The 24027-nt window shown below is 72.1% G+C and carries 18 protein-coding genes; 11 read left to right on the forward strand and 7 right to left on the reverse strand.

Annotated features, from left to right (window positions below; all coding sequences use genetic code 11):
- Positions 1–85: 85 nt before the first annotated feature.
- Positions 86–745 (forward strand): class III extradiol ring-cleavage dioxygenase family protein, encoded by a 660-nt coding sequence (locus DZA62_RS08290; protein WP_198663540.1) that lies wholly within the window; start codon positions 86–88, stop codon positions 743–745.
- A 37-nt stretch (positions 746–782) separates the two neighbouring features.
- Here the strand turns inward: DZA62_RS08290 and DZA62_RS08295 are convergent, their stop codons facing one another.
- Positions 783–989: an antitoxin gene (locus DZA62_RS08295; RefSeq protein ID WP_116948615.1), complete on the reverse strand. Its 207-nt coding sequence runs from the start codon at positions 987–989 to the stop codon at positions 783–785.
- A 151-nt stretch (positions 990–1140) separates the two neighbouring features.
- Here DZA62_RS08295 and miaA point away from each other — a divergent pair, with 151 nt between their 5' ends.
- From miaA to hflX, 3 genes are all read left to right on the forward strand, one after another.
- Complete coding sequence (gene miaA, locus DZA62_RS08300) at positions 1141–2055, forward strand: tRNA (adenosine(37)-N6)-dimethylallyltransferase MiaA (RefSeq protein WP_116948395.1); 915 nt, start codon at positions 1141–1143, stop codon at positions 2053–2055.
- On the forward strand, positions 2052–2891 hold the full coding sequence (gene dapF / locus DZA62_RS08305; RefSeq protein WP_116948396.1) for a diaminopimelate epimerase: 840 nt from the start codon (positions 2052–2054) through the stop codon (positions 2889–2891). The genes miaA and dapF overlap by 4 nt, the downstream gene beginning before the upstream one ends.
- A gap of 416 nt (positions 2892–3307) precedes the next feature.
- Complete coding sequence (hflX, locus tag DZA62_RS08310; protein WP_198663583.1) at positions 3308–4720, forward strand: GTPase HflX; 1413 nt, start codon at positions 3308–3310, stop codon at positions 4718–4720.
- Between the two features lie 70 nt (positions 4721–4790).
- Here the strand turns inward: hflX and DZA62_RS08315 are convergent, their stop codons facing one another.
- The gene (locus DZA62_RS08315; protein WP_116948398.1) at positions 4791–6632 is read right to left on the reverse strand and encodes a S9 family peptidase; all 1842 of its coding nucleotides are present in this window, start codon (positions 6630–6632) and stop codon (positions 4791–4793) included.
- A gap of 90 nt (positions 6633–6722) precedes the next feature.
- Between DZA62_RS08315 and DZA62_RS08320 the strand changes: the two genes are divergently transcribed.
- Positions 6723–8690 (forward strand): ATP-dependent DNA helicase, encoded by a 1968-nt coding sequence (locus DZA62_RS08320; protein WP_198663541.1) that lies wholly within the window; start codon positions 6723–6725, stop codon positions 8688–8690.
- A 75-nt stretch (positions 8691–8765) separates the two neighbouring features.
- Here DZA62_RS08320 and lexA read toward each other — a convergent pair whose 3' ends face one another.
- Positions 8766–9494 carry a transcriptional repressor LexA gene (gene lexA, locus DZA62_RS08325; protein WP_116948400.1) on the reverse strand — a complete coding sequence of 243 codons (729 nt, stop codon included), beginning with the start codon at positions 9492–9494 and terminating at the stop codon, positions 8766–8768.
- 228 nt (positions 9495–9722) lie between these two features.
- On the opposite strand from lexA, the gene DZA62_RS08330 reads away from it, so the two are divergent.
- From DZA62_RS08330 to DZA62_RS08340, 3 genes are all read left to right on the forward strand, one after another.
- Positions 9723–10181 carry a LysM peptidoglycan-binding domain-containing protein gene (locus DZA62_RS08330; RefSeq protein WP_116948401.1) on the forward strand — a complete coding sequence of 153 codons (459 nt, stop codon included), beginning with the start codon at positions 9723–9725 and terminating at the stop codon, positions 10179–10181.
- 1868 nt (positions 10182–12049) lie between these two features.
- On the forward strand, positions 12050–12568 hold the full coding sequence (gene nrdR / locus DZA62_RS08335) for a transcriptional regulator NrdR (protein WP_116948402.1): 519 nt from the start codon (positions 12050–12052) through the stop codon (positions 12566–12568).
- A 75-nt stretch (positions 12569–12643) separates the two neighbouring features.
- Positions 12644–15523 (forward strand): vitamin B12-dependent ribonucleotide reductase, encoded by a 2880-nt coding sequence (locus tag DZA62_RS08340; protein WP_116948403.1) that lies wholly within the window; start codon positions 12644–12646, stop codon positions 15521–15523.
- Between the two features lie 63 nt (positions 15524–15586).
- Here DZA62_RS08340 and DZA62_RS08345 read toward each other — a convergent pair whose 3' ends face one another.
- Both DZA62_RS08345 and DZA62_RS08350 read right to left on the reverse strand, forming a co-directional pair.
- A complete protein-coding gene (locus tag DZA62_RS08345; RefSeq protein ID WP_116948404.1) occupies positions 15587–16249 on the reverse strand; it encodes a DUF998 domain-containing protein in 663 nt (220 codons plus the stop codon).
- A gap of 291 nt (positions 16250–16540) precedes the next feature.
- Positions 16541–17371: a spermidine synthase gene (locus tag DZA62_RS08350; protein ID WP_116948405.1), complete on the reverse strand. Its 831-nt coding sequence runs from the start codon at positions 17369–17371 to the stop codon at positions 16541–16543.
- Between the two features lie 18 nt (positions 17372–17389).
- Between DZA62_RS08350 and mgrA the strand changes: the two genes are divergently transcribed.
- The 3 genes from mgrA (at position 17390) to DZA62_RS08365 (ending at position 19796) form a co-directional block, all read left to right on the forward strand.
- The gene (mgrA, locus tag DZA62_RS08355; RefSeq protein WP_116948406.1) at positions 17390–18451 is read left to right on the forward strand and encodes an L-glyceraldehyde 3-phosphate reductase; all 1062 of its coding nucleotides are present in this window, start codon (positions 17390–17392) and stop codon (positions 18449–18451) included.
- A 4-nt stretch (positions 18452–18455) separates the two neighbouring features.
- Positions 18456–19217 carry a methyltransferase domain-containing protein gene (locus DZA62_RS08360; RefSeq protein WP_116948407.1) on the forward strand — a complete coding sequence of 254 codons (762 nt, stop codon included), beginning with the start codon at positions 18456–18458 and terminating at the stop codon, positions 19215–19217.
- Positions 19218–19349: 132 nt separating this feature from the next.
- Positions 19350–19796, forward strand: a complete 447-nt coding sequence (locus tag DZA62_RS08365; RefSeq protein ID WP_116948408.1) for a DUF3040 domain-containing protein — start codon at positions 19350–19352, stop codon at positions 19794–19796.
- 545 nt (positions 19797–20341) lie between these two features.
- Here DZA62_RS08365 and DZA62_RS08375 read toward each other — a convergent pair.
- Both DZA62_RS08375 and DZA62_RS08380 read right to left on the reverse strand, forming a co-directional pair.
- Positions 20342–22705, reverse strand: a complete 2364-nt coding sequence (locus tag DZA62_RS08375) for a transglutaminaseTgpA domain-containing protein (protein WP_116948410.1) — start codon at positions 22703–22705, stop codon at positions 20342–20344.
- Positions 22705–24021 (reverse strand): DUF58 domain-containing protein, encoded by a 1317-nt coding sequence (locus tag DZA62_RS08380; RefSeq protein WP_116948411.1) that lies wholly within the window; start codon positions 24019–24021, stop codon positions 22705–22707. Before DZA62_RS08380 ends, DZA62_RS08375 begins: the two co-directional genes overlap by 1 nt.
- Between the last annotated feature and the right edge of the window lie 6 nt (positions 24022–24027).

Below are 24027 nucleotides of genomic sequence, written 5' to 3' on the forward strand. Positions count from 1 at the left end.
GAAGGTCGGTGGCGCAGCCGGGCCGCGCCGCATCTAGGCTTCGGTTGTGCTCATCGCCGCCGCGATCTGCCCATATCCGCCTCTTATGGCGGTTTCCGACGACCGCCGGCTGGACGACGTCCGGGTGGCCTGCTGGTCCGCACTGGACGACCTCCGGGCGGCGAGTCCCGACGTCCTGGTGGTGGTCGGGCCGGGTGAGTCGACGGCGGACGAGGCGGCGCGGGTCGGCAGCCTCGCGGCCTACGGCGTCGACGTCACGGTCGCGCTGCCTGGGGACGAAGCGCCCCCAGCGGAGCCGAACCTGCCGTTGTCGGTCAGCGTCGGTGCCTGGTTGCTGCAGCGTGGCGGCTGGGACGGGCCGGTGACGTCGGCCACGGTGGCCGGCGACGCGGGTGACGGCGACTGCGTCGAGCTGGGCCGGCGCATCGCGGGCCGGGCCGATCGCGTCGCGCTGCTCGTGATGGCCGACGGGTCGCCGCTGCGGGCGGACACCACGCCGCGGGAGCTGCGCGCGAAGGCCGAGAGCTACGACGCCGCGCTGGCGGGTGCCCTACGCGACGGCGATCCGCAACGGCTGCTGGACCTCGACGCGGAGCTGTCCGCGGAGGTCGGGTCGCCCGGACGCAAGGCGCTGCGGGTGCTCGCGGGCGCCGCCGACGACGGGCTGTTCGACGCCGAGGTCGGCTACGACGGCGCACCGTACGGCGTCGGTTACCTGGTCGGCGTCTGGGAGCGGCACGGCTGACCGCGCGCGCCGCTCCCGTGCCGGAAGCGGCGAGGCGTCAGGACGGCTTGTCCTCGCCCTTCTCGCCGTCGAGGCCGTCGATGAAGTCGCGGGCCTTGTCGTCGACGCCTTCGAGGTGCTCGCTGTACTTGCCGCCGGTCTTGTCGTCGATGAAGTCCGTCGCCTTGTCGACGCCGTCGCTGACCTTGTCGGCGTTGCCGGACACCAGGTCCTGGACCTTGTTCTTGATCTCGTCGAAGCCCATGATCGGCACTTCCCCTCGTTGACGTGCGCCGCCGGGCCGCCCGCTGCGACTCGACCAGCGCTCCCACCGACGTTCATACCCCCACCCACCACGGCCCGCAACGCGTTCGGAACATTCCGGCGGCGCCCGGCCGGCATGGCACACTCGGCGGGTGAGTCAGCACGTCCCCGTCGTCGCCGTCGTCGGGCCCACCGCCGCGGGCAAGAGCGATCTCGCCGTCGACCTCGCGCTTCGGCTGGACGGCGAGGTCGTCAACGCCGACTCCATGCAGCTCTACCGCGGCATGGACATCGGCACCGCGAAACTGGCGCCGCGCGAGCGCCGGGGCGTCCCGCACCACCTCCTCGACCTGTACGAGGTCACCCGCCCGGCCACCGTCGCGGAGTTCCAGCAGCTGGCCCGCGACGCCATCGACGACTGTCGATCCCGCGGCGTCACCCCGATCCTGGTCGGCGGCAGTGCGCTCTACGTCCGCGCGGTCCTCGACCGGTTCGAGTTCCCCGGCACCGATCCCGGCGTCCGGGCCCGGCTGGAGGACGAGCTCGCGCGGGTCGGCGCGGCGGCCCTGCACCAGCGGCTGGCGGGGCGGGACCCCGCCGCCGCGGCCGCGATCCTGCCCACCAACGGCCGCCGGGTCGTGCGCGCACTCGAGGTCATCGAGCTGACCGGCCGCCCGTTCACCGCCACGCTGCCGCCGCGCGAGTACCACTACGACGACGTCGTGCAGATCGGCCTGGACGTCCCGCGCGACGTCCTCGACGAGCGCATCGAGCGACGGGTCGACGTCATGTGGGAGCTGGGCCTGGTCGACGAGGTCCGCGGCCTGGAGGCGTGCGGCCTGCGCGACGGCCCGACGGCGAGCCGGGCACTGGGCTACGCGCAGGTGCTCGCCCACCTCGCGGGCGACCTCACCGAGGATGCCGCCCGCGCCGAGACGGTGCAGCTCACGCGCCGGTTCGCCCGCCGCCAGCACGCCTGGTTCGGCAAGGACGACCGCATCGGCTGGGTGCCGTTCGACGCCAATGACCGGTTGGAGCGCGCTCTGACCTACCATCGTCGGTCGTGAGCGGCATCTCCTTCGTCAAGGGCCATGGCACCCAGAACGACTTCGTGGTCATTCCGGACGCCGACGGCGCCCTGGCCGAGCGCCTCGACGAGCAGACGGTGCGGCGGCTGGCCGACCGGTACTCCGGCATCGGCGCCGACGGCGTCATCCGCGTCACCCGTACGGAGACCGCCGACGAGGTCCGCGAGCTGGCCGACGACGCCGAGTGGTTCATGGACTACCGCAACGCCGACGGCTCCGTCGCCGAGATGTGCGGCAACGGCGTGCGCGTCATGGCCCGCTACCTCTGGGAGAACGGCCTGGTCGAGGGGCCTGTCCTGGCCGTGGCGACCCGCGGCGGGGTCCGCACCGTGCACGCCGAGCCCGACGGCCAGATCACCGTCGAGATGGGCCGGGCCAAGCCGGCCGCCACCCGTCAGCTGGCCTTCGTCGCCATCGGCGGGCACACCTGGGAGGCCACGCCGGTCCGGGTGCCTAACCCGCACGCCGTCGTGTTCGTCGACGACCTGGAGGCGCCCGGACCGCTCACATCCGCGCCGGACCTGCGGCCAGCGTCGGTCTTCCCCGACTCCGCGAACGTCGAGTTCGTCGTCGACCGGGGGCACAAGCACATCGCGCTGCGGGTGTGGGAGCGCGGCGTCGGTGAGACCCGGTCCTGCGGCACCGGCGTCTGCGCGGCAGCATGGGCGGCCATGCGGCGCGACGGCGTCGGCGTCGGCGCTCGCTACCTGGTCGATGTACCCGGCGGCCGGCTGGTCGTCACGGAGCGGCCGGACGGTGAACTGCTGCTCACCGGCCCTGCGGTGCTGGGCCTGCGGGGTACCGTCGAGCTCTGACGATCGCGATGTGACCCAGATCACAGCATCCTGGGAAACCCCGAGGACGTCTCCTTCAGTAGAAGGAGCACGACGTCAGACTCGCGGTCGATGCAACCGCCGGGGAGCGGGCCTAACGTTGTGAGCGTGGGGCGGCAACGGGGCCGGCCGCGCGCCTGACGGGAGGCGAAGCCATGGGTGCAACGGAGAAGCAGCGGCGCGAAGCCGTGCTGCAGGAAGTGGCCAGGCGCGCCCAGGAGAAGTCCACGGGCAAGGCCGGACGACGAGCGGCCACGTTGCGCGCCGCGGCGAAATTAAGGTGGGCGGCGTCCACCGGGTCGAGCTATGGTCGCTCCTGAACACGTCTTTCGGCGAAAGCAGGAGAATTGAGCAATAGTCCAGGCCACGCATACAACCCCTATGACGACTCCGCCGAGGTGCCGGAGGTCGATGAGTTCGACCTCCTGGACGGCGACACCACCGGGGACTACGACCTGGACGAGCGGCACGCGCTGCGGCGCGTGGCGGGCCTGTCGACCGAGCTCGAGGACGTCACCGAGGTCGAGTACCGGCGGCTGCGGCTCGAGCGGGTCGTGCTCGTCGGCGTCTGGCCGGGCGGGTCGTTCATCGAGGCGGAGAACTCCCTCGCCGAGCTGGCGGCGCTGGCCGAGACGGCCGGCTCGCAGGTGCTCGAGGCGCTCGCCCAGCGTCGGCTGAAGCCCGACCCCGCCACCTTCATCGGCTCCGGCAAGGTCGAGGAGCTGCGCGAGGTCGTGCAGGCCCAGGGTGCCGACACCGTCATCGTCGACGGTGAGCTGTCGGCATCGCAGCTGCGCAACCTCGAGGACAAGGTCGGCATCAAGGTCGTCGACCGCACCATGCTGATCCTCGACATCTTCGCCCAGCATGCGAAGAGCCGCGAGGGCAAGGCGCAGGTCGAGCTGGCCCAGCTCGAGTACCTCTCCCAGCGGCTGCGCGGGTGGGGCGCGAGCCTCTCCCGGCAGGCCGGTGGTCGCGCCGGCGGCGCCGGTGGCGGCGTCGGCACCCGCGGTCCCGGTGAGACCAAGCTCGAGACCGACCGCAGGCGCATCCGTACCCGGGTCGCCAAGCTACGTCGCGAGCTCGCCGACATGCGCACGGCCCGCGACACCAAGCGGGCCGACCGCCGCCGCAACGCGGTGCCCGCGGTCTCGATCGTGGGCTACACCAACGCCGGCAAGTCGTCGCTGCTCAACCGCCTCACGGGCGCGGGCGTGCTGGTCGAGGACGCGCTGTTCGCGACCCTCGACCCCACCGTGCGCCGGTCGCAGACGGCCGAGGGCCGGGTGTTCACGCTCGCCGACACCGTCGGGTTCGTCCGGCACCTGCCGCACGAGCTGGTCGAGTCGTTCCGGTCGACGCTCGAGGAGGTCGCCGACGCCGACCTGCTGGTGCATGTCGTCGACGGCTCGCACCCCGACCCCGAGGGCCAGCTGACGGCGGTGCGCTCGGTGCTCGCCGACATCGGCGCCAGCGGCGTGCGCGAGGTCGTCGCCGTCAACAAGTCCGACGCCGCCGACCCCATGGTGATGGCCCGGCTGCTGCGCAACGAGCCGCACGCGGTCTCCGTCTCCGCCCGCACGGGCGCCGGCGTCGACAAACTCCGTGCGCTCATCGAGAGCGAGCTGCCCCAGCCGCCGATCGAGGTCGACGCGCTGGTGCCGTACGACCACGGTGAGCTGGTGGCGCGCATGCACAGTGTCGGCGAGGTGTTGTCGGTCGACCACGAGGCCGAGGGCACGCGGGTTCGGGCGCGGGTGCCCGAGTCGTTGGCCGCGGCGCTCGAGCCCTACACCGTCGCCGCTCGCTGATTCGTCGCAAGGGCCGAAGAGAGGGGAGTGGCGCGTGCTCGCGTGAGGGCACGCGCCACTCCCGTATCTGCTACTCCTGTACGCGTCCGCCCAGGTGGGTGGCGAGGAAACGCTCGGCGGCGGCGTAGAACCGCTCGCGGTTCTCGGGCCGGGCCAGGCCGTGGCCCTCGTCCTCGAACAGCAGGTACTCGTGGTCGAGACCCTTCTCCTCGAGCGCGGCCACGATCTGCTCGGCCTCGGCGATCTTCACCCGGGGGTCGTTCTTGCCCTGGGCGACCAGCACCGGGATGGTGATCTGGTCGACCTTCGACAGCGGCGAGCGCTCCCACAGCAGGTCGCGTTCGGTCTCGGGGTTGCCGACGCGGTTGTGCATGAGCGCGATCTGCGGCTTCCAGTACTCCGGCACCGACGCGAGCAGTGTGAGCAGGTTCGACGGCCCGACGATGTCGACGGCGCAGCGGAACACGTCGGGCGTGAACGCCGCACCGGCCAGCGCGGCGTACCCGCCGTACGAGCCGCCGTAGATGCCGACGCGGTCGCGGTCGACGAGGCCCTGGCCGACGAGGTGGTCGACGGCGTCGAGCAGGTCGGTGTGCATGGCCCGGCCCCACTCCTTGTTGCCGGCGTTGCCGAACGCCTTGCCATAGCCGGTCGAGCCGCGGAAGTTCACCTGGACACAGACGTAGCCGCGGTTGGCGAACCACTGCGCCTCGGGGTCGTAGCCCCAGGTGTCGCGCGCCCACGGACCGCCATGGACGTCGAGCACCGCCGGCAGGCTCGCACGGTCGACGCCGCGCGGGTAGGTCAGATAGCCGTGCACCGTCAGGCCGTCGCGGGCGGTGTAGGAGAACGGCTCCATCTCGGCGAGGTCGTACTGCTCCAGCTCAGGACGGTGCGAGAACAGGAAGGTGAGCTCGCCGGAGTCGCGGTCGTAGCGGTAGTACCGGACCGGGCCGTCGGACAGCAGGTCGTGCACCAGCCAGGTGCGGTCGTCGCGGACCGGCCGCGCGATGCCCACGTCGCCCTGCAGCTGCGACGTCAGGCGCTCGACCTCGGCCCCGAAGTCGGGGTCGAGGAAGGTCCAGGACTTGCGCTCCTTGATGTACGTGACGGCCTGCGGCTCGAGCGTCTCGGGATCGCGGGCGATGCCGGCGACGTCGTACTCGGGGTCCTCGGCGAGCACCGTCTCGGCGCCCGTCGCGAGGTCGACGCGGATGAGCCTGGCCGCGTTGACGCCGGTGCTGGAGAGCAGGAAGGCGGCCGAGCCGTCGCGGTTGAACCCGGCGACATCGGTGGTGAGGACGTCGTCGGGGCCGATCTCGAACCACGGCTCGTCGGTGCCGTCGTCGCCGCGGCGGTAGACGACCGCGCCGCCGTCCTCCGTCATGGCGACGCCGCCGCGGATGCGCTGCTCGGAGTCGACCAGCCAGCCCGCGTAGCCGGGGTTGGCGGCGATCTTCGTCAGCTCGCGGGTGGTGAGGTCGAGCCGGTAGACGTCGTGCAGCTCGGGGTTGTCGGCGTTCAGGCCGACGAGCATGGACGTGGGGTGCCACCGGTTGTGCTCGAGGATGTGCGCGGTGACCTTGTCCTGCGGCGTGACCAGTGTGGTCTCGCCGGTCTCGAGGTCGAGCGCGTAGAGGCGCCAGTCCTCGTCGCCGTCGGTGTCCTGCAGGTACGCCAGCGTGCGGTCGTCGTGGCAGAACATGAACGTGCGCACGCCGCGGTGGCGGTCGTGGGTGACCGGACGCGCCGCCGCGGGGTCGTCGGCGGGCCCGACCCAGACGTTCAGCACGCCTTCGTCCGGGGCGACGAAGCCCAGCCGGGAGCCGTCGGGCGACAGCGTGGGAAGTAACCGCTCGGGGTTGCCGAACAGGACGTCCCGGGGGATCAGCGGCACCGCGTCATACGTCATTCCGGCATTCCATCACGCGCCTCGGACATGGTCGAGACGCGGCTGTGGACAACCGCTTTCCGGGTCGCGTGGTCGGGTAGTGTCGGGCCGGTGAGCCAGGGTGATGTGACGGTCGAGAAATTGCTGACGGCGGCCGTCGGGGCCGTCGGCGGTGCCGAACGCCCTGGTCAGGTCGAGATGGCCGAGGCGGTCGGCGAATCGGTCGCCGACGGCAAGCATCTGCTGGTCCAGGCCGGCACCGGCACCGGCAAGTCGCTGGCCTACCTGGTGCCGTCGCTGCTGCACGCCGACGCCGCCGACGGACCGGTCATCGTCGCGACGGCGACGCTCGCGCTGCAGGCGCAGCTGGTCGACCGCGACCTCCCGGCGCTGGCCAAGGCGGCCGAGCCGCTGCTGGGCCGGCTGCCCAGGTGGGCAACGCTCAAGGGCCGCGCCAACTACGCCTGCCTGCACCGTGTCCGCGACGGCGCGCCCGACGACCAGGGCGAGCTGGTCCCGGTCGAGGAACTGTCCGCCGGGCCGCTGGGCGCCGAGGTGCTGCGGGCTCGCGAGTGGGCCGAGCAGCAGGCGGCGACCAGGGGCACCGGCGACCGCGACAAACTCGAACCCGGGGTCAGCGACCGCGCGTGGTCGCAGGTCTCGGTGTCGTCGCGCGAGTGCCTGGGCGCCGCACGCTGCCCGTACGGCCAGGAGTGCTTCGCCGAGCTGGCCCGCGCCCGCTCCGACGGCGCCGACGTCGTCGTCACCAACCACGCGCTGCTGGCCATCGACGCGCTCGAAGGGCTGCCGGTGCTGCCCGACCACGACGTCGTGGTGGTCGACGAGGCGCACGAGCTGGCCGCGCGCGTCACCGGCGTCGCCACGGCCGACCTGTGGCCGGGGGTCATCGACCGCGCCGCGGTGCGTTCACGGGTGCACGTCGACGACGGCGACGCCGAAGAACTGCGCGCGGCGGGCGAGCGCCTGCGGGCGGCGCTGCTCGACGCGCCGGTGGGCCGGCTCGACTCCGTGCCCGAGGCGCTGCTGGCCACGCTGGTCGAGCTGCGCGACGCGGCGCGGGCGGTGCAGTCGGGGTTCGCCGGATCCGCCCGCGAAGAGCGGGCCGCCGACGTCGAGGCGTCCCGGCGGGCCGCGAAGACCATGATCGACGACGTCTACGGCACGGCCGAGCGGCTGGTCGCCAACAGCGAGCACGACGTCGTGTGGGTCGAGGACCGCGAGCGCGGCGGCCGGTCGCTGCGGGTCGCACCGCTGTCGGTGGCCGGGCTGCTGCGCGAGCGGCTGTTCGGGCAGAACACCGTCGTGGCCACGTCGGCCACGCTCGAGCTCGGCGGGTCCTTCGACTCCGCCGCCGGGGCGTTCGGGCTGATGGGCGAGGGCGCGCCGGCGTGGCGTTCGCTCGACGTCGGGTCGCCGTTCGACTACGGCAAGCAGGCCATCCTCTACGTCGCCCGCGACCTCCCGACGCCGGGCCGCGACGGCCTGCGCCCCGAGGCGGTCGACGTCCTGGTCGAGCTGATGGCGGCGGCCGGCGGGCGGACGCTCGGGCTGTTCTCGTCGCGGCGGGCGGCGCAGGAGGCGGCCGAGGCCGTGCGCAAGCGTCTGCCCGATCTCCCCGTCCTGTGTCAGGGCGACGACGTGGTGGCGACGCTGCTGCGCACGTTCGCCGCCGACGAGAAGACCTGCCTGTTCGGGACGCTCTCGTTGTGGCAGGGCGTCGACGTGCCGGGCGGGTCGTGCCAGCTGGTCGTCATCGACCGCATCCCGTTCCCGCGGCCCGACGAGCCGCTCGCGTCGGCGCGGCAGCGCGCGGTCGAGAAGTCGGGCGGCAACGGCTTCATGTCGGTGGCGGCCACGCACGCGGCGCTGCTGCTGGCGCAGGGGGCCGGGAGGCTGATCCGCCGGTCGACCGACCGGGGCGTGGTGGCCGTGCTGGACCCGCGCCTGGTCACCGCCCGATACGGGAGCTACCTGCGGGCGTCGCTGCCGCCGATGTGGTTCACGAGCGACAAGTCGGTCGTGTCGGGCGCGCTGCAGCGGCTGGCGGTCTCGTCGTAGCTGTTCGTGGCCGAGTGGGCACCAGCCGGGGCGTGTGGTGGCCTGAACGCCCCGGCCGGAGCCGGCTCGGTCGTCTCAGATGCGGCGCATGACCGCGACCACGCGGCCCAGCACCGTGGCGTCGTCGCCGTCGATGGGCTCGTAGTCGGCGTTGTGCGGCAACAGCCAGATGTGGCCGTCGCGCTTCTTGAACGTCTTCACCGTCGCCTCGCCGTCGATCATCGCGGCGACGATCTCGCCGTTCTCGGCCACCGGCTGCTGACGGACGACCACCCAGTCGCCGTCGCAGATGGCGGCGTCGACCATGGAGTCGCCGACGACGCGGAGCATGAACAGCGTGCCCTCGCCGACCAGCTCGCGCGGCAGCGGGAAGACGTCCTCGACCGCCTGCTCGGCCAGCACCGGCCCACCTGCGGCGATGCGGCCGACCATCGGGACGTACGACGGCGTGGGCAGGTTGCTCTCTTCGTCGTCCATCATCTGGCGGGTGAAGTCGCCGGGCGCCGTGCCGGGCGGCAGGACCTCGAGTGCTCGGGGGCGGTGCGGGTCGCGGCGGATGTAGCCCTTGTTCTCGAGCACGCCCAGCTGGTGGGCGACGCTGGACGGGCTGGACAGGCCGGCGGCCTGTCCGATCTCGCGCATGCTGGGCGGATAGCCACGACGGCCCACCGACTCGCGGATGACCTCGAGCACCTTGCGCTGCCGCACCGTGAGGTCGGCCGGATGCTGGTGGGTCTCCGGGAAGTTGTGCACCGAGGCGACGGCTGCCTCGCCGCGCTCCTCGTCGTCGTTGTTGGCCACCACGCCACCTCCGGCTACTCGTTGATGTCACTGCGGTCGATGCGACGGCGCTTTTCGCAGCATCCGTTCGAAAACGCGTCGCAGGGTCGATTGATGTGGTCACAGTAGCCGGAATGCAAGACACGATCAAACATCTGTTCGAACGTGTCTCGACTCTGTCAGTGGCAGCGTGTACAACTATTCGTACAGTCGTTCTATCGAACGGATGTGCGACAAGACCGGAGGCTGACCATGGCGACGACGACCTACATCCCGCCGTTCGAGACCCGCACCCGCGTGGTCATCGAGCCCGAGCGCACCGATGCCCCGCCGCGCCGCCACGTCGCGCGTCGGCGTCCGGCCGGGCGCCCGGCGGCGGTCGCGTGCGTGGGTTCGGCCGAGCCGTCGCTGCACGGCTCGCGGCTCACCCGGCGCGGTCGGGTCGTCGTCGGGCTGGCGTGGCTGCTGCTCATCGTCGCCGGCGCCCTGGCGTTCGTCCGTCCGTGGGACGGTGGCGCCCCCGCCGGTGCCGCTGCCACCACCACGACGGTCGAGGTCCGCGGTGGCGACACCCTCTGGGAGCTCGCCACCGACGTCGCCCCCTCGGCCGACCCGCGCGAGACGGTCGCCGCCATCATCCAGCTGAACGGCCTCTCCTCGGCGGGCGACATCCGCCCCGGCGATCTCATCCAGGTCCCGTCCGGCCTCTGACCGTGTCCCGGTCCGGCTGTTGGCCGGGTCCTCGGTCCGGTGCGCCGTGCGGGTGGATGGGCATCGCCTCCATGCCCCCACGCTCGTCGGTGCGCCCTGACCGCTGGCTTTCCTCGGCTGTTCGACTGGTTCGACCGTTGATTCTCGACCCCTGCTGACCGATCGTCGTCGAGTCGCGGTCGTGCGCCTCGACCGCTCGGGCGCTTCGCGCCGACTCCGGCCTCTCGATACGCGTCGCGTTGCTCGCGCCGACTCCGGCCTCTCGATACGCGTCGCGTTGCTCGCGCCGACGATGGCCTCTCGATACGCGTCGCGTTGCTAGCGCCGACGACGACCGCTGGACCCGCGTCGCGTTGCCTCGCGCGATTCCGTCCGGCGCTGGGATGGGCGTGGTCCGGGCGTGCGGGTCCCGTTGGCGTGTTCGCTGTCCGCCCCACCCGAACCGGCTCATGCCTCATGGGCGGCTGGCAGGGGACGGGAGGGCGGCACGGGCGTTCAGGTCCGCTGGAATCTCGCGGTTGGCGCTCTTCTCGGCCGAGTCCGCTGATCGATGGCGTTCTTCATGATCATCCAGGATTCGATGCACTATAGGGTGTCGGATCCTGGATGATCATGAAAGCGGCTCGGGGAATCGGTGGGTGCCCGCTGGTACGGGTCATCGCGACGAGGTCCAGGGCATCACTTGGCCCTGCATGCCGGCCATGGCACAAGCTCGCGCAGCGCCCGTCGACCGGCGACGTTGGCCGTGGCCGGCGGACGGCAATGCACGGCGAAGCCGGTAGTCGTCGGTCCGTGGAGTCGCCAGCGGCCAGCGGACAATGGGCCGAGCGGAGTCGGTAGCCGTCGGTCCGTGGAGTCGGCAGCGGCCAGCGGGCCGGGACCAGTAGTGGGTCGGTCGCCGACCCCAGCGAGGTCGCCAGCGGCCAGCGGACGGTGGGCCGAGCGGAGTCGGTAGCCGTCGGTCCGTGGAGTCGGCAGCGGCCAGCGGGCCGGCAACGCATGGCGGAGTCGGTAGCCAACCCCGGCGAAGTCGGCAGCGGCCAGCGGAGCCGGACCAGCAACGGAGTCGGTCGCCGGAACACCACCCATGGCCAGAGGCGGCCAGCGAGCCAGGTGCACAGCGAGCAGGGAAGCCGGGGCCCATGGTTGGGCCGGCCCCTGATGCTGCTTGAACGGGGGCGCGGGTGGTCGGGTCAAGCGGTCGTCGCCGCGCGAAGCGCCCAACGGAGTCCGCTTGAGGCGGCCTCCCGCGCTCCCGACCATGGAGAGCAGCAGGGGGCAGGCCAACGCGGCAGACCCAACCCAACGAGAGCCCGGCCCACCGAACACCCGAAGAGCCGACGAGCCGGAAGAGCCGACGAGCCGGAAGAGCCGACGAGCCGGAAGAGCCGACGAGTCCGAAGTACCGACGAGCCCGAAGTACCGAAGACCGGGCCCACGGGGGACCCGGCCAACGGACACCCCCACATCTTGTGGTCGCCCCTCTGTCCACAACCCGGCGACCCCGCCGTCATCCACAACCCACAGGCCTCCGGCCCGGCGGCAGCCCGGCGACCCGCCAGGACGGCCCAAAACCGCTCCCGACCTGCGAAAACCAGCCGCGTCCGGGGATCCGGCCGGCAACGACGTGAGGCCCACCACAGGACCGCGCGACGCGCCGAACGACTTGATCGACTCATCCATGACCTGCGGCTTTGAAACCCCCTCCGCCGAGTACGTCCATGTCGGTTGCAGACGCCCCTCCGGCCGACGTACCGTACCCCTATATCTAGTAGTTACACAGGTGTAAGCTGTCCACAGGTAGTGGTCGAGAGTGCACAAGTTGTCCCCATCTCGTCCACAGGTCCAGCGTCGAGGAGGTGCCCCACATGCACTGTCCGTTCTGCCGTCACGCCGACAGCCGGGTGGTCGACAGCCGTACCGCTGACGAGGGCACCGTGATCCGCCGGCGGAGGCAGTGCCTTGGCTGCGAGCGCCGGTTCACGACCGTCGAGCAGTTGACGCTCGCCGTGGTGAAGCGGTCCGGGGTCACCGAGCCGTTCAGCCGCGAGAAGGTCGTCGCCGGGGTGCGCCGGGCGTGCCAGGGGCGGGGTGTCAGCGAGGACTCCCTGGCCAGGCTGGCCCAGCGGGTCGAGGAGCACTTCCGCGCGTCGGGGAGCGCGGAGATCCCGAGCCGCGAGGTGGGCCTGGCCATCTTGAGCCCGCTGCGCGAGCTGGACGAGGTCGCGTACCTGCGCTTCGCCAGCGTGTACCGCGACTTCGAGAGCCTGGACGACTTCGAGAACGAGATCGCGACGCTGCGGGCCGACCGCGAGCGGGCCGAGCGTCACCGCGACGAGAACGAGGGGCAGGAGCAGGACTCCACCCTGACCGTCGCGGAACCGTGAGCCAGCAGTCCAGCACGACAACCGAATGAACAGGCCCGGACACACGGGTCAAGCCGGGGGAAGTGAGGAAGGTCCATGACGGAGACGGTGAGCGGGCCGAGCCGCAACAGCGCGGGGAGCCGACCGGGCGGACGGTCGAAGAAGGCGCGCGGGCTGAGTGTCCAGCGCATCTACACCACCGCCGGTGTGCACCCGTACGACGAGGTGACGTGGGAGCGCCGCGACGTCGTCCAGCAGAACTGGAAGACGGGCGAGACCGTCTTCGAGCAGAAGGGCGTGGAGTTTCCGGACTCCTGGTCGCTGAACGCCTCGACGATCGTCACCACGAAGTACTTCCGCGGCGCCGTCGGCACCGACGTGCGCGAGTGGAGCCTGCGCCAGCTCATCGACCGGGTCGTGAAGAAGTACCGCACCACTGGTGAGGACGAGGGCTACTTCGCCACGCCCGAGGACGCCGAGATCTTCCAGCAGGAACTCACCTGGATGCTGCTGCACCAGGTGTTCAGCTTCAACTCGCCGGTGTGGTTCAACGTCGGCACGAAGTCGCCGCAGCAGGTGTCGGCGTGCTTCATCCTCTCCGTCGACGACTCCATGGAGTCGATTCTCAACTGGTACCGCGAAGAGGGCATGATCTTCAAGGGCGGCTCGGGCGCCGGCCTGAACCTGTCCCGCATCCGCTCCAGCAAGGAGCTGCTGTCCTCCGGCGGGACGGCGTCCGGCCCGGTGAGCTTCATGCGCGGCGCCGACGCTTCGGCCGGAACTATCAAGTCCGGCGGCGCCACCCGGCGCGCGGCCAAGATGGTCGTGCTCGACGTCGACCACCCCGACGTCGAGGAGTTCATCCAGACGAAGGCGCGCGAAGAGGACAAGATCCGCGCGCTGCGCGACGCCGGCTTCGACATGGACCTCGGTGGCTCCGACATCGTCTCCGTCCAGTATCAGAACGCCAACAACTCCGTCCGGGTGAACGACGAGTTCATGCGCGCGGTCGAGGACGGCGGCGAGTTCGGCCTGCGTGCGCGCATGACCGGCGAGGTCATCTCCACCGTCGACGCCAAGAAGCTGTTCCGCGACATGGCGCAGGCGGCGTGGGAGTGTGCCGACCCCGGCATCCAGTACGACGGCACCATCAACGACTGGCACACCAACCCCGAGACCGGCCGCATCACCGCGTCCAACCCGTGCTCGGAGTACATGAGCCTCGACAACTCCAGCTGCAACCTCGCCAGCCTCAACCTGATGAAGTTCCTGCAGCCTGACGGGAGCTTCGACGGCGCCACGTTCGCCAAGGCCGTCGAGCTGATCATCACGGCGATGGACATCTCCATCACGTTCGCCGACTTCCCGACCGAGTCGATCACCGAGACCACCCGGGCCTACCGTCAGCTCGGCATCGGCTACGCGAACCTGGGCGCGCTGCTCATGGCGTCCGGCCTGGCCTACGACTCCGAGGGCGGCCGGGCGCTGGCCGCCGCCATCACCTCGCTGATGACCGGCGCCGCCTACAAGCGCTCCGCCGAGCTGGCCGGCGTCGTCGGCCCGTACGAGGGCTTCGCCCGCAACGCCGAGGCGCACGCCCGGGTCATGCGCAAGCACGCCGCCGCCAACGACGACCTCCGCTCGGTGTCGTCGCTCGACGCCGACGTCCGCAGCCTGGCCACCAAGGTGTGGGCCGAGGGCAACAAGACCGGCGAGAAGAACGGCTGGCGCAACGCGCAGGCCTCGCTGCTCGCGCCCACCGGCACCATCGGCTTCATGATGGACTGCGACACCACCGGCATCGAGCCCGACTTCTCGCTGGTCAAGTTCAAGAAGCTGGTCGGCGGCGGCTCCATGCAGATCGTCAACCTGACGGTCCCGAAGGCGCTGAAGAAGCTCGGTTACGCCGACGAGACCATCGAGGCGATCGTCGAGTACATCGCCGAGCACGGCAACGTCGTGGACGCGCCCGGCCTCAAGCCGGAGCACTACGAGGTGTTCGACTGCGCCGCCGGTCAGCCGCGGGCCATCGAGCCGATGGGCCACGTGCGCATGATGGCCGCCGTCCAGGCGTTCCTGTCCGGCGCCATCTCCAAGACGGTCAACATGCCCGAGTCGGCGACCGTCGAGGAGATCGAGGAGATCTACCTGCAGGGCTGGAAGCTCGGCCTCAAGGCGCTCGCCGTCTACCGCGACAACTGCAAGGTCGGCCAGCCGCTGTCCGACGCCAAGGCGAAGCCCGCCGTGAAGGAGAAGGCCGGCAGCGAGGTCGTGGTCGAGTACCGGCCGACCCGCCAGCGGCTGCCGAAGACCCGCCCGAGCAGCACCACGTCGTTCACCGTCGGCGGTGCCGAGGGCTACATGACGGCCGGCTCGTACCCCGACGACGGCCTCGGCGAGGTCTTCCTGAAGCTGGGCAAGCAGGGTTCCACCCTGGCCGGCATCATGGACGCGTTCTCGATCGCCATCTCCATCGCGCTGCAGTACGGCGTGCCGTTGGAGACGTACGTCGAGAAGTTCACCAACATGCGGTTCGAGCCGTCGGGCATGACCGACGACCCGGACGTGCGCATGGCGCAGAGCGTGGTCGACTACATCTTCCGCCGGCTCGCGCTCGACCACCTGCCGTTCGAGTCGCGCGCCGCGCTCGGCATCTACACGGCGACGGAGCGGGCCCGCCAGCTCGACACGGGGGAGTACACCCCCGACTCCTCCGACGTCGAGGTCGAGGTCGACACCTTCCGGCAGTCGGCCCCGGTGAAGGCCGAGGCCGCCCCGGCCCAGCCGGCTCCGGTCGCCGAGGTCGCGTCCGCCCGTCCGGCCCCGGTCCAGGCGCACACGTCCGCCGAGCTGCTCGAGGTCATCCAGGGCACCAGCACCGACGCGCCGCTCTGCTTCACCTGCGGCACGAAGATGCGCCCGGCCGGCAGCTGCTACGTCTGCGAGGGCTGCGGCTCCACCAGCGGCTGCAGCTGACGCACGCACACGACGACGGCGGCCGCGGGGACGAATCCCCGCGGCCGCCGTCGTCGTCCTGGCTCAGCGGGCGAGCCGGGCGCAGGTGACGGCCAGCCACGTCCAGCCGGCCACGATGCCGGCGCTGAAAGCGAGCACGCCCCAGGTCGCGCCGGCGCTGGACGAGATCGCGAGGAACCCGGCCAGGATCAGCGACCCGCTGGCGACGGCGTAGGCGCCGGCGCCGCGGTGGCCGGCCCGGCGCAACCGGCGGCCCAGGGCGAAGCACGCGACCGTGAGGCAGGTGAAGCCGACGGCGCCGGCGGCCAGGTGCCCGAGCCCGTGCCAGCTCATCGTCTCGGCGGCCGACGCCGGGGTCCCGGGCGGGAAGCCCTCGACCGGGTCGGCGACGAAGACGGCCGCGGCCAGCAGCGACAGCCCGAAGACGCCGACCAGCCGGGGCGCCCACGTGCCGGCCAGCCCGGTACGGCGCAGCCCGGCCGCGGCCAGCACCGTCAGCACGCCCGCCAGCAGGAAGTTCGTGGTCTGCAGCCAGCCGAGGTCGCCGTTGGCCAGCACGCTCGCCGCGTGCCGCGTCGGGTCGTAGCCGTCGCGGAGGAAGTACTGCGCGACGACGGTCGCGACGTACAGCGGGCCGGCGACGACCCCGGCGGCGAGCAGCCGGTGCGACGTGCATCGAGCGGCGGTCGTGGCGGTGACGGCGGGGGAGGCGGCGATCGCGGTCATGGTCCTGGTCCTTTCGAAGCGTCGTGTGCGCGGGTGACTCCAATCTCACACCGAAAAGAAAAGTTGTCAAGACTCACCGGATTGTCGGTTGGCGGGCCGCAGCGGGGGAGGCGCCGCCGGAGAACTCCTGTGCGTGGACGACGTCGTGCGCCATGGCGGCGGTGATCGCGAGCATGGCCGAGCCGGGGCGGGCAGGCGTCGGTGACCCGGCGAGCGCGCTGATGCTCGGGACGGGTGCGCCCGCGGCGCCCCGGCCCGCTCCTGACGACGCCCCGACGGCGTCCTGACCGGCTACGAGGGCGACAGCCGTGGCTTGACGCCCGCGACGAGCTCCCGGACCCGGGACGGCTCGACGTAGCGGGCGCGGACGGCGCCGCCGGCGAGCTTGCGGACCAGTCCGTCGTCCGGCAGCGGCGCCTGCGAGGCGACCAGCAGGACGTTGCCGTAGCGGCGGCCTCGCAGCTGGCCCGGCTCGGCGATCATCGCGACGTTCGCGAACACCTCGAGCGCCGTCGCCGCGTCGATCCGCGCCTCGCGTACCTGCGCGGTGTCGGCGACGTTCCCGATGTAGACGCCGCCGTCGGTGAGCACCCGTGCCGCCTCGCGGTAGAACGCGACGTCGGTCAGATGCCGCGGCACCTCCGCGCCGTCGAAGGCGTCGCGGATGACGACCGTGGAGTAGGCGTCCGGCAGTGAGCGCAGCCCCTCCAACCCGTCCATCGTCTTCAGTCGCAGCCCGCGTACGGCGCGCAGCCCGAACGCCTGGCGCATCAGCCGGACCAGGACGGCGTCGATCTCGAACACCGTCTGCGGTGACCCCGGCCGCGTCGCCGCCACGTACAGCGCCAGCGTGCAGCCGGCCCCGCCCAGGTGGACGACGGACAGCGGCGACCGCGGCGGCGCGACGACGTCGAGGACGTGACCGGTCCACTGCATGTACTCGAAGTCCAGCCGTGTCGGGTCGTCCACGTGGACGTACGAACTGGCCAGTCCGTTGAGGCGGATGGACCAGCCGCCGGGGTCGGAGCGGTTCTCGGCCAGCTCGGCGGTGCCGGAGTCGACGTGATGGAGTCCGGCGAAGCGTTCGGGACGGGGGCGGTCGCTGCCACGGTGCGGGGGCATGGACGATAGGTTCGCAGCATGGCTGACCGTCCGACAAGAAACCTCCATGTAGGCGCGCCGTACCGAGCCGACGAAGCGCGCTACATCGACACCCCGTACCGCCGCAGCGGCCGCACCGGACTGAAGCTGCCGGCCATCTCGCTGGGACTGTGGCAGAACTTCGGCGACGAGTCGCCGCTGGCCACGCAACGGGCCATCCTGCGCACCGCGTTCGACCGCGGCGTCACCCACTTCGACCTCGCCAACAACTACGGCCCGCCACCCGGCTCGGCGGAGAAGAACTTCGGCCGCATCTTCGCCGAGGACTTCCGTCCGTACCGCGACGAGCTGATCATCTCGACGAAGGCCGGCTACGACATGTGGCCCGGCCCGTACGGCGAGTGGGGCTCGCGCAAGTACCTGCTGGCCAGCTTGGATCAGTCACTGTCGCGTCTCCAGATGGACTACGTCGACATCTTCTACTCGCACCGGTTCGACCCCGACACGCCGCTCGAGGAGACCATGGGCGCCCTCGACACCGCGGTCCGGTCCGGCCGGGCGCTGTACGCGGGCATCTCGTCGTACTCGCCCGAGCGAACCCGCGAGGCGGTCGCCATCATGCGCGAGCTGGGCACGCCGCTGGCGATCCACCAGCCGTCCTACTCGATGTTCAACCGGTGGATCGAGGCCGGCTTGACCGAGGCGTGCGCCGACGAGGGCCTCGGCATCATCGCGTTCTCGCCGCTGGCGCAGGGCCTGCTGACGAACAAGTACCTCGGTGGTGTGCCCGACGGTTCCCGCGCGGCCCGCGGCGGGTCGTTCTCGCCGTCCCTGGTCACGCAGGACGTCGTCGACCGGCTCAACGCGCTGGCCGGCATCGCCGAGTCGCGGGGGCAGACGCTCGCGCAGCTGGCGCTGTCGTGGGCGCTGCGCGACGAGCGGGTGACGTCGGTGCTGATCGGCGCCCGCACGGTGGGCCAGCTCGACGACAGCCTGGGCGCGCTCGACCGGCTCGACCTCACCGACGACGAACTGGCCGAGATCGACAAGCACGCCGTCGAGGCGGGCCTCAACATCTGGGCCCGGTCGAGCGACGCGTGACCCGATGAACGAGCGTCTGCGCCGCAACCCGCGCACCGAGGCCATCTGGGCGCAGCTGTACGACGCGCTGGCCGCGCTGGGGACGTCCACCGGCCGCCGCGAGCTCGACATCGTCGACCTCGGCGGCGGGAGCGGCGTGTTCGCCGTGCCGCTGGCCCGCATCGGGCACCGCGTCACCGTCGTCGACCCGAGCCCGAACGCGCTCGCCGCGCTGGCCCGCCGGGCGGCCGAGGCGGGCGTCGGCGACCAGGTCACCGGAGTCCAGGGCGACGCCGCCGGACTGGCCGGCGTCGTCGGACCGGACGGCGTCGACGTCGTGGTCTGTCACGGCGTCCTCGAGGTGGTCGACGACCTGTCCGGCGCGGTGACGGCGATCGCCGGGGCGCTGCGCCCCGGCGGCCTCGCCAGCGTCGTCGTCGCTCAACGGTTCGCCGCCGTGCTCGCCAAGGCGCTGGCCGGGCACTTCGCCGACGCGCGGCGGCTGCTCGACGACCCGGACGGCCGCTGGGGCGACTCCGACCCGCTGCCGCGCCGGTTCGACGAGGACGGTGTCCGGGCGCTGCTCGCGGACGCCGGCCTGCGGGTCGACGAGGTGCACGGCGTCCGGGTGCTCACCGACCTCGTCGCGGGCAGCGTCGTCGACGACCCCGCCGAGGTTGCCGCACTCGCCGAACTGGAGGCCGCTGTCGTGGCCCATCCCGCATTCCGGGCAGTGGCCGCGGCCCTTCACGTGCTCGCCGGAAGGCCCGCGGGGGCGGACGTATGATCGGCCCGCCGGCGGGTACTGCGACATCCATCGGCTTCGGTCGAACGCCTGGCTTTCTTCGGTGGCGTCGGCCGCATATGCTGGTCCTTACAGCAGGTGCCCAAAGATATCCGTGTTCATTGGAGGGGAACGGTGCCACTCTCCGATCATGAGCAGCGGCTGCTCGAGCAGATGGAGCAGGCGCTCCTCGCTGAGGATCCGAAGTTCGCCACTGCCATGCGTGGCGCGGATCTTCGGCGGCGGTACCGGCGGCGTGCGGTTCTCGCCGGTCTGGTCTTCGTTGTCGGTGTCGTGTTGCTCATGACGGGCGCGGTCACCCAGGTGATCCCGCTCGGCGTCGCCGGCTTCGTCGTCATGCTCGGTTCTGCCTTCTACGCCGTCACCTCATGGCGGCGCGTCCCGCCCACCGACGCCGCGGCCGCAGCTGCCGCGGGTGGTGGCAGTGGTGAGGTCCCCGACATCAGCCCGGGGTCGCCCCGTCGGCAGCGTCGTCCCAAGGGACCGCGCAACAGCGGCTCGTTCATGGAGCGCATGGAGCAGCGCTGGCGCAACCGGCGCGAGCGGGGCTACGGGCAGTAGCGTCAACGGTCCACGCGGTCAGCGTCGCCTGCGGGCGGCGCTTTCGCGTTTCTGGGGGCGACTAGCCGCGGTCGCGTGACGTCGCGACTGCCGGACGGCGTGCGTCGGGGCGGCGCCGTGAAGGCGTCAGGTGCGGCGGCGCGGGGGAGTCGGTGCTTGTGGCGGGGCCGCGGGGCCCAGCCCAGGTGGTGTCGTGCCGGCCTGCGCGGCGAAGATCCGTGCACCCCGGCCGACGCTTCGCCGGTCCCGGCCACTGTGGATGGAAGAACGCATCGGCACCCGCATCAACACCACCCGCACCACCGAAGCACTCGGCGCCGACACCATCGCCGTCGGCTGCCCGTTCTGCCGCGTCATGCCCTGGTGCCGCCGGCGTGGTCGCCTGAACGGCGCTCGTGTCCGATGGTCCGCCACCTATCACGCCGGACGCCGCCTCCGTCAGGCCGGACGCCGGCGCCCGGCGAGGCCCGCCGCCGCGTCACCGACCTGGTGAGCCCTGCTTCCGGCGCGACAGCCGCGGACCGATCGTCGCGCCGGAAGGCGGCCTACTCGGCGGGTGGGCGGGTTGCCGGGAGCCGCCGCCGGAGGGTGGCCGAGGCGACGGACGAGCGCATGCGCTCACCTGTGGCGTCGATCCAGTCGAAGCCGTCGACCAGGCGGCGGTTGGCCTCGACCGCGCTGTCGCGGTAGCGGGTCGGCAGCAGGAACGCCTGGATGCGCCGGCCCAGCGAGGCCGAGCGGGCGATGGAGCGGCGCACCATGTCGGTGTCTTCACGCAGGGCCTCGACGGGCGGGGCCTGGCGGGCGTAGCGGGCGCGTTCGACGGCGCCGACGAGGTGGTCGAGGAGTTGCCGCTCGTCGTCGTCGAGGGAGGAGGCGGTAGCGAGGCGGCGGCCGGTGACCCGCGGGGTGGCCGCGGGGTTCCAGGGACGGCCGGCGTCGCGGGCGGACTCGCGCAGGTCGGCCCAGGCGGCCTCGGCCAGGGCGCCCGGGTCGTCGCCGGCCCGGCGCCAGCGCCGCTCGCGGCCGATGCGGGCGGCCACCGACGGCGTCGCGAAGAACGCCGCCAGCGCCAGCGCCCCGAGCACGATCAGCGGCCACCGCGACGGAGGCTCCTGGCCGCCGGACGTGGCGCCGCCGCCGAGCTGATCGTCGCGCGGAATGGACGGGGCGGTGCTGGTCGGCTGCGGCGTCGGGGCGGACGGATCGTTGGGGTCGGGCACCGGCGCGTTCTGGCTCGGCACGAGCGTCCAGTCGGGCGCGATGCCGGTGATCGCGGCCGGGGTGGGCTCGAACCGGACCCAGCCGGACCCCTCGAAGTACAGCTCCGGCCAGGCGTGGGAGTCGTGCGAGCGGACGAGGTACGTCCCGTTGCCCTGGTAGTCGCCACCGGTGAAACCGACCGCGACCCGCGCCGGGATGCCCAGGTAGCGGGCCATGATGGCCATGGTGGCGGCGAACTGCTCGCAGTAGCCGGTCCGGTCGGTCAGGAACTCGACGAGCGCGTCGGCCTTGTGGCCGGACGTCGCCGTGATGTCGTAGGTGAAGCCGCCGCTCGGGCCGCGGAACCACTGCTGCAGCGCGGCGGCCTTGCTGAAGTCGTCAGGGGCGTTCCGGGTGACCGAGTCGGCGAGGTCGGTGACCATGTCAGGGAGGTTGTCGGGCAGCTCCAGCATGGCGTCGACGTCGTCGCTGGGCGGGCCGGCGTTGCGCAGCGCCTCGACGGTCGGCTCGACGACCAGGCTCTGGACGGTGTACCTGCGGGCACGGACGTCGTCGCCGTCGGCCACGACGTCCAGGGTGGGCGCGTGATAGCGCCAGTCGCCCTCGATGTTGACCGTCTGCGCCGGGTAGGGGAGCGGCAGCCAGCTCGAGCTGAAGTCGTCGGTGACGCTGATGTCGTAATCGGCGACCGGCCAGTCGGCCTGGACGAGGCCCTGCGGGTAAGGCAGCCCGGAGTCGACGGAGTCGGGCACGGGCCGGTCGGACGTCTTCCACTCCTCGCCGTCGAACACGTCGAGGGTGACGATGCGGATGTAGGAGGGCTCCTCGGTGGAGGAGGTGTACCGCAGCACCTCGACGTTCTGGTCGCGCTGCAGGTTGCGCTGCAGGTCGATGATCGGGTTGTCGGTGCGGATGGTCTGCCCGCCACCCCCGCCCCCGCCTCGGCCCGGACCCAGCACGCCCTCGGTGAGCACCGGCGCCAGGCCCGGGACGGCGACCGCCACCGCCAGCGCCACCGCGCCGACCCGCCGGCCGTTGCGCGCCAGTGAGTCGGTTTCGGGGATGCCGCTGCGCCGCGCCGACGGACTGGCCGAGCGTCCCCAGGCGGCCACCCGGGTCCGTCCCTCGGAGACCAGCAGCGCCAGGAAACCGGCCGCCGGCGGCAGGAACCACCACCAGTCCAGGCCGATGCTCATGACCGCGGCCGCGACGCCGTAGCAGGCGGCCAGCGGCACACCGGCCAGCGGGACCCGGCGCAGCCAGACGACGAGGGTGTCGACCAGGACGGCCACCACGCCGGCGCCGCCGACGACCAGCATGAGGACGCCGCGCGGCACCGGGATGGGGGCGATGTACGTGGAGGTGACGTCGAGGCCTTCGCGGAACACGTCGACGAGCCGGGTGGCCCAGTCGGTGGTCGGGATGAACCCGAGCAGCGCGACGTCGTTGGCCACCAGCACGCCCAGCCACAGCACGACGACCGCCAGCTGCGCGATCGGCACCAGCAGCGCCGGCACGCCGAGCTTGCGCAGCACGTAACCGCCGCCGGCGACCAGCGCGATGACGATGGCGGCCGGCACGATCCAGTCGTCGGTCTGCGTGATGGCGAACAGCGGCAGCACCGACAACCAGGCCGCCACCGCCGCGACGATGGTCAACCGGCCCTGTGCACTCAGCGACGACATCAACCCGCCTCTTGTCCGCTCGTGGCGCCGGCCGGCGTGGGAGCCGACACGGCCGGTCGCTGCAGCCCGAGCCGCTCCCACAGCGTGGCGAGGTGCTCACCCCGCTTGGCGACGATGACGTTCCAGCCGGCGCTGCGCAGCACCTGGACGCCGGCGGTGAGCCGTACCCGCTCACGGTTGTTCTCGCCCATCGACGTCCATGACATGACGTCGAGGACGACGGCCAGCGCGGCCGTGGAGCCCTGCCGCAGGCCGGCGACGAGGCGGGCCTCCTGCTCGGTGAGCCGGCCGAACACGCCGACCAGGAGGCCGGTGGCGGCCTCGGCGCCGCTGAGGAGGTCGGGCCAGCGGCCGACGGACGCGTCGCGCTGCGGCTGGACGACGGCGAGCGCGTCGAGCAGCGACACCTTGGCGTCGCCGGGGCCGCTGGCGGGGTCGTGCCAGTTGGTGGAGACGGCGCTGCCGTGGTCGGTGGCCAGCCGGACGGCGTAACCGCGCTCGGACAGGTGCACCCCGATGGACGCCGCCGCCGTGACGCTCCACTCCAGCGAGGAGTCGATGCCCTCGCCGGTGTGCCCGGACGTGCGGGTGTCGAGCAGGATCGTGGCCCGGCTCTGCCAGGGCTGCTCCTCGCGGCGAACCATCAGCTCGCCGTGGTGGGCGGTGGCCCGCCAGTGCACGCGGCGCATGTCGTCGCCGGTGCGGTAGGCGCGGATCGTGGCGTCCTCCTCGCCGGCGGCCGCGATGGCCCGCGGCCGGCTCTCGCCGCTGCCGCTCCACTCGCCGACCAGCCGGACCGGCGGCAGCTGGTGCACCGTCGGCGTGACGATGAGCGTGCCGACGTCGCTGAACGCGCGCCGCAGCTCGACCATGCCGAACGGGTCGGTGACCCGCACCGTCAGCGGGCCCACCTTGTAGCGTCCGCGCACCACCGGGTCGATGGCGTAGGTGACGTCGCGCCGGAACCGCGACCACACGTGGTCGAGGACGAACCGCGGCCGGGCGCCGAGCGTGAACGGGATGCTGTCCTCGACCAGCAGCACACCGGTCGGGATGCGCGCGGAGTTGGCCAGCTGCAGGTGCACCGTCGCCCGCTCGCCCACCGAGACCCGTGGCGGCTCGATGGACCGCGACGCCGCCAGCCGCACCCGGCTGCGCAGCGCCACCATCAGGCTGATGGCCGGGATGACGACCAGCAGGATGCCGGCCCGGAGCACGTCGCGCTGCCCGGCCAGGACGGCGGCCAGGATGGCGCCGCCGCCGACGGCCAGGAAGGCCCAGCCGCGGCGGGTGAGACCGGACAGTGCGTCGTTCATGAGGCC

This window comes from Jiangella endophytica (assembly GCF_003427025.1).
Lineage (GTDB): Bacteria > Actinomycetota > Actinomycetes > Jiangellales > Jiangellaceae > Jiangella > Jiangella endophytica.